Raw genomic sequence first — 17912 nt, forward strand, 5'->3', positions numbered from 1 at the left:
TCATTCACTAACCCACTCAATAGATTACGCCATTTCGAACTTGCTCTGCATCCGCTTACGCTCGTTCTCGTCGAGGTAAATCTTCCGCATCCGGATCGACTTAGGCGTTACTTCCAGGTATTCATCTTTCTGGATATATTCCATCGATTCTTCCAGTGAGAACTGGATTTTCGGTGCAATTTTCACGTTGTCGTCCGAGCCCGATGCCCGCATGTTGGTCAGTTTTTTCGCTGTCTGCAGGTTCACCACGATGTCGTTCTGACGGTTGTGCTCCCCGATTACCTGACCGGTATAAACTTCTTCACCCGGATCAACGAAGAACACGCCGCGATCCTGCAGTTTATCAATTGAGTAGGCCGTTGCTGCACCACTGTTCATCGAAATCAGGGAACCATTGATCCGCTCAGGGATAGGACCACGGTATGGCTCGAAGCTCTTGAACCGGTGGTTCATTACCGCTTCACCGAAGGTAGCTGTCAATACGTTTGACCGCAGACCAATCAGACCACGCGACGGAATTTCGAACTCAAGGTGTTGCAGATCGCCTTTTGGTTCCATGATCAGCAACTCGCCTTTACGCTGCGTCGCGAGCTCAATTACCTTACCGGCTGTTTCTTCCGGCACATCAACCACCAGCGTTTCGATTGGCTCCAGACGCTGTCCGTTTTCATCTTCTTTATACAGTACCTGTGGCTGACCAACCTGCAGTTCGTACCCTTCACGACGCATGGTTTCGATCAGTACTGACAAGTGAAGGATACCACGGCCAAATACCAGGAACTGGTCTTCACGGTCGGTTTCCTGCACACGCAGCGCCAGGTTTTTCTCAGTTTCCTTGAACAGACGGTCACGGAGGTGACGGGATGTTACGAACTTACCTTCTTTACCAAAGAATGGTGAGTTGTTGATCGTAAACAACATGTTCATCGTTGGCTCATCCACCGAAATCCGTGCTAATGCTTCCGGATTTTCAGCGTCAGTCAGCGTATCCCCGATTTCAAAGTCATCCAGACCTGTAACGGCACAGATTTCACCGGCCTTCACTTCTGTTACTTTCTGCTTGCCAAGACCTTCAAACACCTGAAGTTCTTTGATTTTCACTTTCTTGATGCTGCCGTCTGACTTTACAAGGGCCATGTTAGCCCCTTCTTTCAGCGTACCACGGTGTACCCGGCCGATAGCAATCCGGCCAACGAACGCCGAATAATCCAGCGACGTTATCTGCATCTGCGGCGTACCTTCGTTTTCAGGAGCAGCCGGAATATTTTCGATGATTGTGTCCAGGAGGAACGTAATATCGCCGGTAGGTGTCTTCCAGTCCGGCCCCATCCAGCCTTGCTTCGACGAACCGAATACGGTTACGAAGTCCAGCTGATCTTCGGTTGCCCCGAGGTTAAACATCAGGTCAAACACTTCTTCGTGCACTTCTTCCGGCCGGCAGTTTTCTTTATCAACCTTGTTTACAATCAGAATAGGCTTCAGCCCTAAGCTCAATGCCTTACCCAACACAAAACGCGTCTGAGGCATCGCGCCTTCGAACGCATCGACCAACAGACAAACGCCGTCGGCCATTTTCAGTACCCGTTCAACTTCCCCACCAAAATCGGAGTGGCCCGGCGTGTCAATGATATTGATCTTGACATCCTTGTACCGCACCGAAACGTTTTTCGACACAATCGTAATGCCCCGCTCCCGCTCCAAATCGTTATTGTCCAAAATCAGGTCCTGAAACTCCTGATTATCCCGGAAGATTTTTGACGCGTGGATGATCTTGTCAACCAGCGTAGTCTTACCGTGGTCAACGTGGGCAATAATGGCGATATTTCTTATAGATTGCATACTTTGCGAACTGTGACTCAACAACTTAACCTGACGGAGATTTTCTGGACTATTATTTACAAATGCGTCAGTTCCGTTGTGAAATCGGCCTAATCAGTCTTCTGACATTTTAAGGCGCAAAGATACGCTTTTTTTGTCTGAAACACAGATTTTTACAATTCTTTTTAATAGAAAAAGGCCCTGAATGAGGGCCTGACTAATAGAAGTACAATTTCTTAACAATTGCTTAATGCTTCGGGCATCCACAATTGTTTTTGCGAAACAAGCCCCAGAGGAAACCTTTCTTTTTCCGGTAGCCTTTTCGCTTCCTTAAAATTTGCTCGGGCCGTGCAAAAACAGTTGTTTGTTCACTGACCAAAGCCGCCTCTGCCGTCTCCGCCAACGGCAACATCATCGCGAAAATAAGACCGATTATTCCTAACTTTTTCATGGCTAACTAGCTGGCTCTACAGAGAGTTAACGAAAGTAAATCTCTTTTTGGTCAATTCCTGCCTAAAACTTATTGCGGCGTCTCAATATTGAACATATTCACCCGTTCTTCCCGCTTGCGGATACCAAAATTATACCGCAGGGTCAGACCAAACCGGCGCGTGTCGTTCCGGCGCAGACCCGTTGCCGCCACCGTTCCCTGTTGCAGCGTAAACCGGTAGTAGTTCGTGAACAACAGATCATTAGCCGTCAGGGTGATCAGTAGTTTATCCTGCAGAAATTTGCGGTTGACACTCAGGTTGAGCATGCCGAAATTGCTCAGTTCGTAAAACTGAAGCTGTCCCTTCGTCCGGATAAACCCGTTCATGGTTGCCGTCGAACGCTTGTCGATTTTGAAAGAATGGAATGTAAAAAACGACCAGCTGCCCCGCTGGAAATTCAGCGGACGGTTTTCGTACAGACCGGCATAATCGTTATAGTTGTACTGCGTGCCGACGACAAAAAAATAGCGTTTACCCGGCGGAATGGCTCCCAGTAACCGGAAGTAGGTTTCACGGTTGACACCGAGGTTATCATACGTCCGGACCGCAATACTCCGGTTGACCGGATCCTGATAAACGACGTTCGTAAAAATGTCGCGGGTATAATTCCGGCCCACGGCAAAGATCGGTCGCTCGTCAACGCTGATATTCACCTCATAGTTTTCGGTAAACTGCGGGCGCAGGGCCGGATTTCCGGTTTCGTACAGGTACTGGTCCACGTAGCGGGCAAACGGGTTCAGGTAGTCGTAGGTCGGGCGGGTGATCGACCGGCGATAGACCAGATACCCCCGCAGATCAAAACCGGCGATTTTCATCAGGCGGCGGCTCAGAAACACATACGGGAAGAGATCCGTCCGGTGAATGGCAAACGATGTATCTGCCGGAATCCGCTGATGGCCTACCATGTTGGTATTTTCCATCCGCAAGCCGCCTTTCAGCACAAACGCGCCAAAGGTCTGAGAAGCCTGTAAATAGGCTGCATTGATATTCTCGCGATAATCGAACGCATTGGTACGGGCCAGATCCGGTTTACGCACGCCCCCCACGATGTTCACATAATCACCGTTGCTGGTAAAGTTCTGAATACTGGTTTTCGCGCCGGTTTCCAGCATCAGGCCCTTCATCAGTTTGTAACGCAGATCAACCTGTGCCGCAAACAAATGCCGCTGGTTGTCGAAACTGCCTTCGCCCATCGTTGCCGGCCGTTCGGGCAAACGGTATTGGGTATTGTACTCCTGCCCGCCACGGTTACCGATAAAGTTGTACGACATATCCGTTGTCAGCTCCGACCCCGCCGAATCAATCCGGTATTTAGTTGCTACTCCCTGGCTAAATGAGACCACGTTATTACGGTTCGTAACCGTGTTCAGGTTATCTGATACAAGCTTTCCCGTACTCAACCGGCTGATCAGGTTGTTGTTCGTTGACTCTGATGTAGCTCCGTTCCAGGAAAAGCGGCCATCCAGATTCAGCTCCCATTTTTTGGGCAGCTCAAACCCGAGTCCGTAACCGGCGTAGAAAATCTGCGCGGGATAGGTGGTGTAGGCGTTCTGCGCCAGGGCCGAGTCGGCCGAAAACTTCCGGCTGCTTTGTACCTTCTCGTAGTTGTTGCGGAGGGTATAGTTTAGGTTCAGATACGAGGTCCGGCCGTTGTTATTATTATTGATATTTACCCCGGCAAACTGGTTGCCGAAGCGCCCCTGATTAAAACCGGCATTTGCTGAGCCCGTCATTCCGATTTTGACTCCCTTTTTGAGAATGATGTTTACCACCCCGCCGCTGCCGCTCGCATCGTACCGCGCCGACGGTGTCCGCAGAATCTCCATGCGGGCAATGCTGTTCGGGGGCAGGCTTTTGAGCATGGTCGCAATATCGGCCGCGCTCATTTTCTGCTCCCTGCCGTTGATGTAGATCGTGGCAGGCGTTGTACTGCTCAGGTAAACATTCCCATCGGGGTCCAGAAAGAGCCCCGGTGTTTTTTCCATGATTTCGTAAGCACTGGTACTGGTATTGGCAATCGGTTCGGGATCAACAATGGTTTTGTCGTCCTCCTGCCGGACCAGCGGTTTAGCTGCCGTGACCGACACCGCCTGTAGCATCACGTTGTCGGACGGCATTACAAATGTCAGTCCTTCCGGTGTATTCGCCGATACCACATTCCGGAGCAGCGGCTTGTAGCCTACCGATGTGGCCCGCAACTGGTAATTCCGGGCAACGGGTACCATAAATTGTGCCCGCCCTGCCGTATCAGTCACGGCATAAACGCGGCGTGTCGTATCGCTGGCGTCGATCAACTGGAGGTTAGCGCCAATAACCGGCTGCCCGCCCGTTTCCCGCAACCGGATCCGGAACGGGCTGTTTTGCCCGAAGGCGGTATACGATGTACAGGTAATGAGAAGAAGTGCAAATAGCCAGCTACGATGTTGCATCAGGTTGTTATACTTTAGTAAACAAAGTTACTTATACCACTATGCACCGGTACACAGAACTTGATGAGCGGTTATCCTGCCGGTTTATAACAGCAAAAGCCGGCTCTGTAGAGACAGAACCGGCTTTTGCCTGCAACATTCCCCGGCCTTACCGGCGGTAGGAACGCGGCCCACGGCTGCGGCCACCGTCATAATGACGGCCATAGGCTGGCGGGGCAGACCGGTAGTACCGGGGATACGACCGGTATACGACCCGCGGCGGCGGTGTTACGATTACCCGGCGAGGCCGGTAGTAGCCCGGACCATACCCATAGGCAGGTCCGTAATTCGGGCCGTAGCCGGTTCGTACACCTACGTATGACGGACCACAGCTACTAAGTATCAGTGTCAATACCAGACCCACTAGTAAAGCACTTGCTTTCAACGTTTTCATGGTATTTGCGATTTATGTTCGTTAGACAAAAGACAACTGGTAAGGTTTAAACCCCTATCCCTTAAAAACGTTTAAAAAGCCAAAAAAATGCCCCGGCCGCTCAAAAGCAGTCGGGACTGATGTATGTCTGACCGGTAAACCGGCCGGTTTATGCTTTTAGGCGCTCTTTCAGGTAATTCAGTGCCAGTTTGTAAGCATCTGCCGACGCTTCTTTATCATATACCGGATTGCTTGGATTGGCAAAACCATGGCCGGCATCGTACATTTTAACGGTCACTTTTTCGCCGGCTTTCTGCATGTTTTCTTCAAACTGCTTTACTGACTCCGGCGAAATACCTTTGTCGCGGCTACCGAAGATACCCAGTACGTCGGTTTCCAGGGTTTTCAGTTTTTCTACATCCTGTTCCGGACGGCCGTAATACATCACACAGGCAGCGGCTTTTTTACCTTCCAGCATGGCCGACTGTAGCGACAGCATCCCTCCGAAACACCAGCCTACACTACCAAAAGTGGCCTTCGGACCGGCATAGGCAATAGCACCTTTCATGATGGCCTGCAAGCGGTCTTTCGACGCACCCTGCATCAGTTTACCCGCTTCAGAAGCTTCGGTTGCTACTTTGCCATCGTACATATCAACCGCCAGCACGTTTACATCTTTCAGATCATTGTAGAACTGCTCGGCCTGCTGTTTGATATTATCGTTCAGACCCCACCATTCCTGATAAACCAGTAACCACTTATCTGATTTTTTCTTCGACTTCAGTAAAAAGCCGTTGGCCGTTTGCCCGTCAGGCGTCGAAAACCTGATCATCTCTCCCGCTGCACTGACATAATGGAACGGAATCGGATTAGCATGCAGTTTCTGGAATTCAGGATCCGCCGCCATTTCCGACATATCGTTACCTTGTCCGTGACAAACCGGAATCTCAGTTTTTTCTTCTTTTACCGGCGAAAACAGGGAAACAAACAACGTAATCAGGGAGATAAACGTGATTTTCATTGGTTTATGGTTGTTTTAGGCTTTTATGTGTACGTACAACTAATTTAGGTAATTAATTGTTCAAAAGCCATTGCCAGCCGGCGAAAAGGGAGGCCATGTTGGGAGATTGAAAATACCTGGGCGACCACGTGGGAGACTGAAAATTGTGGGGCGACTACGTGGGGTCGCCCGTACGGGAAGAATAAGCAAATGTAATTTATCAGGCCTTTGTCAATTCGAAAATGGTGATCTCGGGCAGAATGCCGATGCGGCCGGGATAACCCAGATAGCCGTAACCACGGTTGACATACAGCTGCTGATTGCCTTCCTTGTAAAGCCCTGCCCATTGCTTGTATACGTACTGCGACGGGCTCCATTTGATGTCGCCGATTTCGACACCAAACTGCATTCCGTGTGTATGCCCGGCAAACATGGCGTCAATGTCGGGGAATTTCGGCCGTACCTGCGCATCCCAGTGGCTCGGATCGTGCGACAGCAGGAGTTTTACCGGATAATCTTCGGTGCCTTTGTAGGCCTTTGCCAGATCACCGTATTTCGGCCATCGTGCACCCGCACCCCAGTTCTGGATACCAATCAGGGCAATTTTATCACCGTTTTGTTCGATGATGCGGTTTTCGTCCAGCAACAGATTCCAGCCCAGCTGCCGGTGTGCGGCCACAAGGTTATTCAGGTTCTGCTGTTTGGCCTGCAAACTCCCCCATTCGACATAATCGCCGTAATCGTGGTTACCCAGTGTTGAATACACGCCCATCGGGGCTTTGACCTTGTCGAATATATTAATGTAATCCTGTACCTCATCAGCCGTATTGTTCACCAGATCGCCGGTAAAAAAGACCATATCCGGCTTTTCGCGCAACAGCATCTCAACGCCTCCCTTTACGGCCGTTTTATTGAAAAAACTACCCGAGTGAATGTCTGACAACTGGGCAATTTTCATGCCTTCGAATCCGGATGGCAGGTCTTTCAGCGCTAACTTGATCCGGCGGATGCGGTAGTCATGAGCCCCGGAAATGATACCATACGAAAAACCAACCAGCGGCACAGCGCTGGCAATAAGCGCCGTTTTCATCAGAAACTCCGAACGAGGAATCACATCTGTCGCCGGCATGGTACTGCGGGTTGCATCATCGGCCGCCTCCCGCACGTCGGGACGGTAAAACAGCGACACCACCCACCGGAAGAACCGGCCCAGATCGTCGATGAACAGAAAAATAACCGCAAAAAGCTTTGAAAAATACGGGATCAGCACGGCCGCCCAGATCAGGCTCCGCGTTGACCGGCCGAGCGCATCGGGCGGCAGCAGCTGCATGATGATGTATGTCACCAGCGAAATCCCCGTCAGACTCCAGTAGGCCGTTGTAATCACCCGCTGCGTTGTCTCGGAAAGGCTGCGGCTCAGATTCCGTACGGCCTGAAACACGTACAGATCCATCAGAAAGAAGACGGCCGCAATGAGGAGAAAAAAGACGATTCTGTTCATGATTCTTTGTTTAAACAGCAAACGGTTGCTATTGTTCAGCCGGAGCCGGAAGCAATAACAACCGTTTACATAGGTGTTTATGGTACGTTAAACCGCTTCGGGCTCCGGTTCGCGCTTCATGGCCAGCGCCGGATCTTTTTTGCCGAACCACTTCATTCGTATCCGCTCGTTGATCCAGTACAGACATGGTACAATTACCAGCGTCAGGACGGTCGAGAAGGTCAGACCGTAGATAATGGTCCAGGCCAGAATGTTCCAGAACACCGCACTGGCCCCGCCCACCATCACGTTTGGCTTGAAGTCACGGAAGAGCGAAACAAAGTCGACCGTCAGACCAAATGCCAGCGGAATCAGACCTAATACCGCCGCCGACGCGGTGAGCAGTACCGGCGTCAGACGGATACCACCGCCTTCGATAATGGCTTCCCGCAGCGGGGTACCACGGCCCCGCAGTTCGTCAATAAACTCAATGAGCAGGATACCGTTCTTCACCACAATACCGGCCAGCGCAATGATCCCTACCCCCGACATGATAACGGAGAAGGTTTTACCGGTAATCATGAAGCCCAGTAACACGCCGATAAACGACAGCAGAATGGTTACGAAAATGATCAGCGGCTTAATAACCGAGTTAAACTGCGTGGCCAGAATCAGGTAAATCAGCAACACCGCAACGCCCAGCGCCGTCATCAGGAAGATGGCCGACTCCTGCTGGTCTTCCTGCTCGCCCCCGAGCCGGACCGTATAACCGTTCGGAACCTCCATCTGATCGATCACCTGCTGGATCTGCTGGTTGATCTGGTTAGCGTTGAAGCCGGGCACCACATCCGAACTCACCGTTACCAGACGTTCCTGATTTTTCCGGTTAATCTGGCTGAACGTCGTTGAGTACGAAATATCGGCGACCGACGAAATCGGCACCTGACGCAGCTGTCCGCCCAGGTTCATGTCGCGGTACACAATGTTCAGGCTCAGCAGTTGTTCGATTTTACTCCGGTCGTTCTGCTTCAGACGGATCATAATCGGGTATTCGTCTTTGGCATCACGGAATTTCGAAATCTCGGTACCAAACAGGGCCGTCCGGATGGCAAAGGCAATCTGCTGGGCCGAAATACCTTCGCGCTGGGCCTTTTCTTTATTGATATTGATGACAATCTCCGGTTTGTTGGTTACCAGATCGGATTTCAACTGGTCAATCCCTTCGATACCGGCCTGCGAGATTCCTTTCCGCACGGTTTTCTCCAGGGTCTGTAATGTATTGAAATCTTCACCCGATAACTCAATCGAAATCGCTTTACCGGTTGGCGGGCCGCTGCTTTCACGTTCTACCGAAATTTCGGTACCCGGAATGCCCTGCATCGCCACCCGTACTTTACCCAGAATTTCTTCGGTTGAGCGGCCGTCACGATCTTCACTTTTCACGAACGCAACGGTTACTTTCGACTTATGCGGGGTCGCGGCACGGTCCGGGTTAAACGGATCACCGGCATTTTTGCCAACGTTGGCGATGACCGAGTTTACGATGTTCATCGCTTTCTCGTCTTCCAGCACCTTAAACACGCGTTTTTCAATCACCTTGGTTACCGAGTCTGTCACGCGGGCATCTGTACCGATCGGCATCACGTTATAGACGTACACATAATCCGGATCACCGCTCGGGAAGAAAATCACTTTAGGCTGTACAACACCCATCAGCATAAACGTGCCGATCAGGAGGATGAACATGCTCACGACGGCCCATACCGGACGCCAGCCGTGCAGAATCCACGAAATCAGTTTCCGGTAGCCGTTTTTCAGGCGAGGCAGTAAGCCTTCCTGGAACGGCACAATGATCTTCGGTGTCAGCACGTAGTGGTTAAACACGTACAGAATGATGAAGAAAATCATCAGGTTACCGATGCCCCGGTCGATGACATAGCCGATGCCAGCCAGTACAGCCATGATAATCAGTGGCCGCTTCAGGCTGTCGAAGCTCGTATCGACAGCTTCGTGCCCGTTTTCGTCGTGACGCTTCATAAACGTTACCGCAAATACCGGGTTGATTACGTAGGCCACAAACAACGACGCAAACAGGGTCAGGATCAGCATCAGCGGCAGGAATTTCATGAACTCCCCAACGATGCCCGGCCAGAACAGCAGCGGGAAGAACGGCGCAATGGTCGTCAGCGTTCCCGACATAACCGGCACGAATACCTCACCGGCCGCCGCCTTCACCGCATTTTTAATATCCCAGTCCTTATGCTGGTTGAACAGACGGTGTGAGTTTTCGATAACTACAATCGCATCATCCACTACCAGACCCAGACCGAGCAGGAAGGCAAACAAGACGATGGTATTGAGGGTAAACGCGGTGCCGACAATCGGTCCGACCACCGGCATACACACGAACGCCACAAAGGCCGACAGGGGTACCGATAAGCCAACGAAAATCGAATCCCGAACACCCATGAAGAACATCAGAACGAGTACGACAAAGATAAAGCCCAGCACAACCGTGTTTACCAGGTCATGCAGCTCCGCCCGTGTCCGTTCCGACTGATCGGCGGTGATTTTAATATCCAGCCCTTGCGGGAAACGATCTGCTTTATATTTGGCAATTGTTTCTTCGATTTTGTCCGACGCCGAAATCAGGTTGGCGCCTGAGCGTTTGATCACGTTCAGCGACACAACCGTTTTCTTGTCCAGCCGCGAGAAATCCTGTTGTTCTTCGAAGCTATCCTGTACGTCGGCTACATCGCCGAGACGTACGGTTGCGCCCGTAGCCGTCCGGATCTGGAGATTCCGCAGCGTTTCTACCTCACTGAATTCGCCTTTTACGCGCAGGGTCCGGCGCACCCCATCGACGTTCAGTTCACCACCCGACACGTTGATGTTTTCACCCTGTACCGCCTGCTGAATGTCGTAAAATGCTAATCCTGACGACTGCATGCGTGGCAAATCGACGTTGATCTGCACTTCGCGTTTCAGGGCCCCGACGATATCAACGCGGCTGATTTCCGGCATGGCCTCAATAGCATCCTGCAAATCTTCGGCATAATCCTTTAACTGGTTCAGCGAAAAATTACCTGCCATGTTGATGTTCATGATCGGAAACTCCGAGAAGTTTACGTCCTGCGCTGTCGGGCCGGAATCCAGCTTTTGCGGTAAGTCCCGCTTCGACTTATCAATCGCGTCGCGAACCCGCTGCAAGGCATCGGATACCTGCACATCCGGATTGAATTCCACCAGAATAACCGAAACGTCCTGCAAGGCATTGGATTTAATCCGTTTTACGCCTGAGATCGACTTCAGTTGTTTCTCGATGGGTTTATTAATGGTATTTTCGATATCTGCCGGAGCCGTTCCGAAATAAATCGTATTGATGTAGATCTGCGGCACCTTGATATCCGGAAACTGTTCTTTCGGGAGGTTGTTATACACCAGTAACCCGCCCAGTGTAATTATGAACGTAAAGATGTAAATCGCCGTCCTGTTTTCGATACACCAGTTGGTGAAACCGAGCGTTTTATACTGTTCAAATTTCATGTTGACAGGGGTTGTTGCTTACCGAAACCAAACTACCGTCTCGACGAGCGGTTCCACTAAAAGTTTATAGGTTGTCCGTCTACTAACTCCTGATAGCCTTTGGTTACCAGCTGATCACCGGCTTTCAGGCCATCCAGCACTTCGATCTGCCCGCCATAACTCTGTCCCGTCCTGACCTGCCGGGCGCGTGCGAGTTTCTTTCCGCCTTCGTTGACGGCCACGTAAACCAACTGTCCTTGTTCTGTACTTTGAATCAGGTTCTGATCAATCACCACAGCATTGGCTTTCGACGCATCGTTGATCTTCACCTGGGCCAGCATATTGGGCTTCAGCCTGTTATCTGATGGAAGCGGGGCCTCAATGGTGAATGTCCGGCTCAGCGGATCTACCGTTGTCGATACAAAGTTGATGCGTGTATTCAGATTTTTGTTTACATCAGGGAAGCTCACCTGTACCTGATCACCATTCCGAACGCTGCCCGCGTAGGTATCGGCTACCTTTGCTACTACTTTCAGCGCCGACAGATTCACGACCTGGAACATCGGTGCTCCGGGCATACCCATCGCACCGGCTTTCACAAACACCTTATCAACCACACCGGCAATCGGGGCTTTCACCACCGACTGGCTCAGCTGGGTATTCAGCGTAGCCAGCCGCTTTTCCAGCGATTCCTTATTGTTTTTCGCCTGTAAATACTGGATTTCAGTACCGATCTGCTGTTTCCACAAATTTGCCTGCTTCTCAAACACCGTATTGGCCAGTGTCAGCTGATTTTTCACCTCTTCAATCGACTGACGCAGAATCTGGTCATCTACCTTCGCCATGACGGTGCCGGCTTTCACCTGGCTACCCTCCTGCACATAAACCGCCGTTATGGTTCCACCGGCCTGCGGGCTCACCTGTACGTTGTTTTTCGCGTCGATAGACCCCTGCAGCTCAATAAAGTGACGGAACGTTGAAGCCACAACCGGCGACACAACAACATCTTTCACTTTCGCCTCTTCTGCCTTTTTCGGGTCCAGTTTCGCCACCTCAGCTTCCAGCGTCCGCACTTTTGTATTCAGTTCGGCCTGCTGCTGCTTTAGCGTAGCTAACTCTTCTTTCTTTGCTTGTAAGTCGTTTTTCTTTTCCTGAGAACAAGACCATAACAGACTCATTGTCAGGGCGAGGATGTAATATTTTTTCATGATGGTTGTTTTTGCGTTAGTGAATAGGGATTAATTACCGGCATACAGTTTTCCGGTTGCCTTATCGGCATCAACCTTAGCCAGCATAAAGTCCAGCAATGCAGAAAAATAGTTCGTTTGCGCTTCACGGGAGGAGATTTCAGCATTCAGCACCTCGATGTTTGAGCCAACTCCCTCTTTGTATTTGATCCGTGTCACCCGTAAGATTTCCTGTGCCAGATCGAGGTTACGCTTCTGCGTCTGCAAACTTTGCAGGTTGTTCTGCAACATGATCTGTGCCTGCCGGATCTGCAGATCAATCGAGTTTTTCAGCAGCTCGCCGCTGTTCTGCGCTTTTTGCAGTGTAATCCGCTGTTGTTGCAGCCGGTATTTTTTGGCAAACCCATCAAAAAGCGGTGCCGACAGGTTAATCCCGACCGACGACAAGGCAAACCATTTGTTTGTGATCATATCACTCAGCTTGTCGCGCCCGTTGTTATACCCGTAGTTCAGAAAGGCCGACAAACGCGGGTAGTACTGCTTCCGGGTATTCTCAATATCCAGTGCCGCCAGCTTCAGCTGGGTTTGCAGCGTTGAATATTCAATCCGCTGGTTGTAGTCAAACGTTTTGGCTTCGTATTGTGCCAGCCGCTCCAGTTCTTCCAGGTTCTGTTCCTGGATTTTGTCGGTCAGCTTAATCGGTTCATCCACGCTCAGACCCATCTGATATTTCAGCAATACGTAGCTCAGCTCGATCAGGTTAACCACCTTCTGGCGTTCTGTCCGCAGGTTGTTGGCCTGTACTTCTAAGCGGTCAATGTCGATTTTTTCGACAAAGCCCTGGCGGTTCAGTTCCCGGGTTTCGCGCAACGTCGAATCCAGCCGGCCAATATTCAGGTCGAGAAGTTTAATGCGCTCTTCGCTGACCAGTACGCCGTAATAGGCCTTAGCCACCTGACCGGCTACTTCGATTTTCGACGATGTAACGTTTTTCTGAGCCAGTTCACGGTACGTATCAGCGGCCTTCAGACCAACCTTATACGAGGCATCAAAAATCAGCTGGTTGACCGCTGCCACCAGACTGCCAGAGTATTTTACCCCGAAGCGAACCCCCTGCGGACCGGCTGATTCAGGCAGCTGAAAAAAGGCCGGTGGCAGGAAAACTGTTTGAATCGCAAGGTTTTTCAGCGCCTGGCCCGAAATACTGGCCTGCGGCAACGCCACCGACCGGATTTCCTGTATACGTGCCTCGGCACTGGTAGCATCCAGCTTTGTATTCTGCACATTTATGTTGCGTTCAGTCGCAAACTGAATGGCTTCATTTAGTGAGTACTGTTTCTGGCCATACACGATTTCTATACTACAGAACGTCAGCATAAGCATCAGTCCCGTCCGGATCGTAGTAGTGCTATAATTCATGGTTGAATTGGTTATAAATAGTAAATCCTTTTTCGGTCAGCATCCCCCGCAGAAAATGGTGCAGGAGTTCAATCTGTATATCGGTCAGGCCAAAGCGGTCATGGGGGAAAACAGCCTCGTCCATGGCCAGATGCATTGATTCCAGCCGTAGCCGTGCCAGTACTTCTACATTGATATCATCGCGGTATAAGCCATCCCGTATGCCCCATTCCAGGTTTTCTATGATGGAGGCAAACACAAACTCTTCCTTATATTTCCGGTATTCTTCCCAGGCTTTGGGATAGTGGCGCTCAATATCGAAAAGCAGATTCGGGTTGTTGCTATCTGCGTATTTCCGCACCATTACCGATAGCATCAGCATGGCATCGACGGCGTTGTGAGCGTCTATTTTGTGGCAGTTAACATTTTCTTTTTTCGCGTTGAAATGATTAACAACGACCTGATAAACGAGGTCTTCCTTATCTGAGAAATGCTGATAAAGCGTCTTTTTGGATATGCCCAGACGCCGGGAGATGTCATCAAGTGTGACTGATTTTACGCCGTACTTCCAGAATAACCGTTCGGCCTCGTCAACAATTTTGTGCTTTATAGAAGTATGTTCCTTCATGTGTTCCTGGTAAGGGAACCATGGAAACTTTCTTATGGTTCATAGTTTCCGTTAAATTTTTGTTGTCTTGTTCATTAGCGCTGCAAATTAGCCCGGAAGCCGCAACCGGTAAACAAATACTTCATAAAGTGGAGATTTTGAGGGGTGAACGGCATGAATTCTCCGACGAACTTCCGCTTCCCGAAAGCAACCGGCCATCGGGTTTCGCCGGTTGATCCCGAAATAATGACATTTCAAACACAACGGCATTGAAAACAGGGTCGGTAACACCCACTTTTGTCCCATCATTACGCCGCTATTAACGCAACAACACGAACACAAAAACAACAATACAATGAAAAACGCATTACAACGCATCGCCTTTATGATTCCGGTCTTTGCCCTTTTTGCTATCCAGGCAGAAGGACAGGCCACAGCCAAAAAAGCAGCCCCTGCCGCGAAACCTGCTCCAGCCGTAGCGCGTACATCCGAACCGGCTAATGTGGCTGGTCAAAAGACCCGGCAAGCCGCAACACCACCGGCAACTGCGAAGCCGGCAACACCGCCGGCCGCTACCCAACAGCCGGTTCAGACCCATACAAGCGCAGCGCCGAAACCGGGAGCAACTACACCGGCGAAAAAGCAGCCGGTTTTCGCGAAAGCCGCTCACCGGACATCGTATCTGAACGGTGGTATCGGCCTGGCCTCCTACTGGGGTGGTGGTATTCCGATCGGGGTATCGTTTGAGACTGCCCTGGCCGAAAACCTGTCGGTCGGCGGTTCGGTCGACTATGCTCATTACGGCCGGAATTATGGTGGTTATAAGTGGAGCTACAACTTTATCTATGCCGGCGCCCGTGGCTCGTATCATCTTGGTGAAATCCTGCAGACAGGCGATAAATTTGACCCCTATGCCGGTATTTCGCTAGGCGTCCGGATTGCCAGCTATAAAGACAACGCAGGCTATGGCGACTATTATAACCCGTATAACAATGGCTTATATTTAGGAATCCACGTCGGTGGCCGCTACTACTTCACCGAGAAGGTAGGTGGTTTTGCCGAAGTCGGCTACGGTGTCACAGCACTCCGTCTGGGGGTCACCGCCAAATTTTAACCATTAATCTTATCTCCGGACGGTTAAGCCATTAGTTGTAATCTCTTTTACAGCTAATGGCTGTCTTATATTTGCGTCGTTACGAAAACTCTGTCCTAAACAAATGAGCTACGATACCTGGTATCTGTTGTTTCTGGGAACGGTCATTGCGATGCTGATGCTGAATCTCATTCAGTGGTGGCTTTATCGGGAGCGTGTGTATGCGTTATACACTTTTTATATGCTTGCCTGGATTGCGTTCTTTTGTTTACTTAATGCAGCTGACACATGGCCTGTCATCCGGTTTGTGCAGGTTGCCATTCCGATGGCGGCCTATATTGCGTACTTTGAACTGACAATCTACTTCCTGAATTTACAGATTACCCGGCCTGGTTTAATCCGGATTTTCCGGACAACGCAGGTGGTGCTGATTACCTATATCGTCCTGGAAATCCTGCTTTGCTTTCTGACGGATTGGTGGCAGCAGCCTTTTCATGGCATTTTACATACCGTCGTACGTAGTGGTCTGGCGGGGCTGTCTTTTTACATCATATCTATCATTTACCGGTGGGAAAACATTGTTGCCAGATTGTTTATTACCGGTAGTACGGCGCTGGTTATCGGAGCTATTGCGGCCATGCTGGCCACGTTATTTTTTTCACAGCCCTGGGGTGATATGGCCTGGCATAAGCCGCTGGCCTATATGCAGACCGGCATTCTGGCCGAACTTCTTTTTTTCTCCACGGGCCTTACCTACCGCCACCGCAGTCAGGAAATCCGGCAGGCAGTACGCAAAGCGCTTGTTGAAAAAGAACTGATACAGGAACGTGAACAACGGCAGCGCGAACAACTGGAAGCCGCCCTGAATGTTCAGCAATTGAAGCAGGAAAAAACGGAAGTTCAGATACGGGCTCTGCAAACCCAGATCAATCCACATTTTTTGTTCAACAGCCTGAATACCTTATCCTCGCTCATTGACGAAGACCCCTTACTGGCTACCACTTTTGTTGATGAACTCAGCACTGTTTACCGCTATCTTTTACGCAGTAATGTACTGGAACTAACCACCCTGCAACTGGAGCTCAATTTTATTCAATCGTACCTGAATCTGCTTAAAACACGGTATGGGCGAGGCTTAATTACTGAAATTCAGGTCCGGCCCGACCATGCCGGCCTATTACTACCTCCGTTAACGCTGCAGCTCCTGACCGAAAATGCGGTCAAACACAATGTAATCCTAGCCAATAAACCATTAGTGATCCGGATTAAAACCGATGACGACCGGCAAATTATTGTGGAAAACTCCCTGCAACGAAAAACGCTGCGGGTCGAATCAAACGGTATCGGCTTATCTAATATTACCTCGAAGTACAAGCTATTGGGTAGCCGGCCTCCTGTTTTTGAGGAAGATATTCACTCCTTCCGGGTAATCCTTCCGGTTATTGAAACCCTGAAAGAGTTTTCGGCTACGAAGGAAGCGTGGTAGATTCAGTCGTTTTTTTTACCACTTCGCCCGCCTTTTTTTACTGTACAGGAAAAATTATATTGAAGAAGCGCCATTTTTAATAAATATTTGAGCAAAAGTCCAGGCAATAGCAATGAATGTTTTTTTAATCGAAGATGAAGAGTTAGCTGTTCGCAAGCTGAGTAAGCTGTTACAGGAAGTTGCTCCGGATATACAGATTGTCGGTACAGCGGCCAGCGTGCGGGCTTCTGTCGCATGGCTTGATAGTAACACAGCTCCCGATTTGATCCTCATGGACATTGAGCTTGCCGATGGTCAGAGCTTCGAAATTTTTGAACAAACAACGGTTAGCTCGCCGGTTATTTTTACTACGTCTTATGATGAATATGCGTTGAAGGCGTTTAAAGTAAATAGCATCGACTATCTGTTAAAGCCCATTAAACGTCATGAACTGGAAGCGAGCTTAAGTAAATACCAGCGATTGCATCAGGGTACAGACCTGAATCTGCCTTCTACAAAAAATGATACAGATTCAGCGGCGGCCATTGATGCACTGGTTCAACAATTACGTCAGCAAATTCAGCCGACTGATTTCCGGAGACGGTTTCTTGTTAAACATCGTCAGCAATGGATACCGATTGAAGTCAATGATATTGCGTTTTTCTATACAGAAGAAGGCATCAGTTTTTTCCGGACTACTACTAATCAGAAGTACGCAGTAGACTATACGTTAGATGAGCTGGAGAAAATGCTGGATCCGGATCAGTTTTTCCGGGCTAACCGGCAGTTTATTACCCACATTCAATCGGTTCAGCAAATTCATCCTTATTTTAACAATAAGCTGAAATTAATTCTGAAACCTGTAACCGACGAAGAAGTGGTCATTAGCCGTGAAAAAGCTACTGACTTTAAAAAATGGATGGGGAAGTAACTTTTAAATGTAGATATTTCTGTCTAGGCCCGTTGTTATACACGGGCTTTTTTTGGGTAATGTATAAACGACAAGA

The 17912-nt window shown here is 49.9% G+C and carries 13 protein-coding genes; 3 read left to right on the forward strand and 10 right to left on the reverse strand.

What is annotated here, in order from left to right:
- Window positions 1-24: 24 nt before the first annotated feature.
- From typA to BLX24_RS18020, 10 genes are all read right to left on the reverse strand, one after another.
- Entirely contained in the window at window positions 25-1839 is a 1815-nt protein-coding gene (typA, locus tag BLX24_RS17975) for a translational GTPase TypA (protein ID WP_071504562.1), read from the reverse strand.
- Between the two features lie 226 nt (window positions 1840-2065).
- On the reverse strand, window positions 2066-2269 hold the full coding sequence (locus tag BLX24_RS17980) for a hypothetical protein (RefSeq protein ID WP_071504563.1): 204 nt from the start codon (window positions 2267-2269) through the stop codon (window positions 2066-2068).
- 69 nt (window positions 2270-2338) lie between these two features.
- Window positions 2339-4738, reverse strand: a complete 2400-nt coding sequence (locus BLX24_RS17985) for a TonB-dependent receptor (protein WP_071504564.1) — start codon at window positions 4736-4738, stop codon at window positions 2339-2341.
- 148 nt (window positions 4739-4886) lie between these two features.
- Complete coding sequence (locus BLX24_RS17990; RefSeq protein ID WP_071504565.1) at window positions 4887-5171, reverse strand: hypothetical protein; 285 nt, start codon at window positions 5169-5171, stop codon at window positions 4887-4889.
- A 148-nt stretch (window positions 5172-5319) separates the two neighbouring features.
- Window positions 5320-6171, reverse strand: a complete 852-nt coding sequence (locus tag BLX24_RS17995) for a dienelactone hydrolase family protein (protein WP_071504566.1) — start codon at window positions 6169-6171, stop codon at window positions 5320-5322.
- Between the two features lie 199 nt (window positions 6172-6370).
- Window positions 6371-7651, reverse strand: coding sequence for a metallophosphoesterase (locus tag BLX24_RS18000; RefSeq protein WP_071504567.1), 1281 nt, complete (start codon window positions 7649-7651; stop codon window positions 6371-6373).
- Between the two features lie 87 nt (window positions 7652-7738).
- Window positions 7739-11176 (reverse strand): efflux RND transporter permease subunit, encoded by a 3438-nt coding sequence (locus BLX24_RS18005; protein WP_071504568.1) that lies wholly within the window; start codon window positions 11174-11176, stop codon window positions 7739-7741.
- Between the two features lie 56 nt (window positions 11177-11232).
- Window positions 11233-12363 (reverse strand): efflux RND transporter periplasmic adaptor subunit, encoded by a 1131-nt coding sequence (locus BLX24_RS18010; RefSeq protein ID WP_071504569.1) that lies wholly within the window; start codon window positions 12361-12363, stop codon window positions 11233-11235.
- Window positions 12364-12393: 30 nt separating this feature from the next.
- Window positions 12394-13761, reverse strand: coding sequence for a TolC family protein (locus BLX24_RS18015; RefSeq protein WP_177225863.1), 1368 nt, complete (start codon window positions 13759-13761; stop codon window positions 12394-12396).
- Window positions 13751-14368 (reverse strand): TetR/AcrR family transcriptional regulator, encoded by a 618-nt coding sequence (locus BLX24_RS18020; RefSeq protein WP_229201838.1) that lies wholly within the window; start codon window positions 14366-14368, stop codon window positions 13751-13753. Before BLX24_RS18020 ends, BLX24_RS18015 begins: the two co-directional genes overlap by 11 nt.
- A gap of 334 nt (window positions 14369-14702) precedes the next feature.
- Between BLX24_RS18020 and BLX24_RS31745 the strand changes: the two genes are divergently transcribed.
- From BLX24_RS31745 to BLX24_RS18035, 3 genes are all read left to right on the forward strand, one after another.
- Window positions 14703-15461, forward strand: a complete 759-nt coding sequence (locus BLX24_RS31745; RefSeq protein ID WP_083422043.1) for a putative outer membrane beta-barrel protein — start codon at window positions 14703-14705, stop codon at window positions 15459-15461.
- 103 nt (window positions 15462-15564) lie between these two features.
- Window positions 15565-16926, forward strand: coding sequence for a sensor histidine kinase (locus BLX24_RS18030; protein WP_071504570.1), 1362 nt, complete (start codon window positions 15565-15567; stop codon window positions 16924-16926).
- 112 nt (window positions 16927-17038) lie between these two features.
- Window positions 17039-17836, forward strand: coding sequence for a LytR/AlgR family response regulator transcription factor (locus tag BLX24_RS18035; RefSeq protein ID WP_071504571.1), 798 nt, complete (start codon window positions 17039-17041; stop codon window positions 17834-17836).
- Window positions 17837-17912 lie beyond the last annotated feature (76 nt).

The sequence above is a fragment of the Arsenicibacter rosenii genome (genome assembly GCF_001870735.1).
Lineage (GTDB): Bacteria > Bacteroidota > Bacteroidia > Cytophagales > Spirosomataceae > Arsenicibacter > Arsenicibacter rosenii.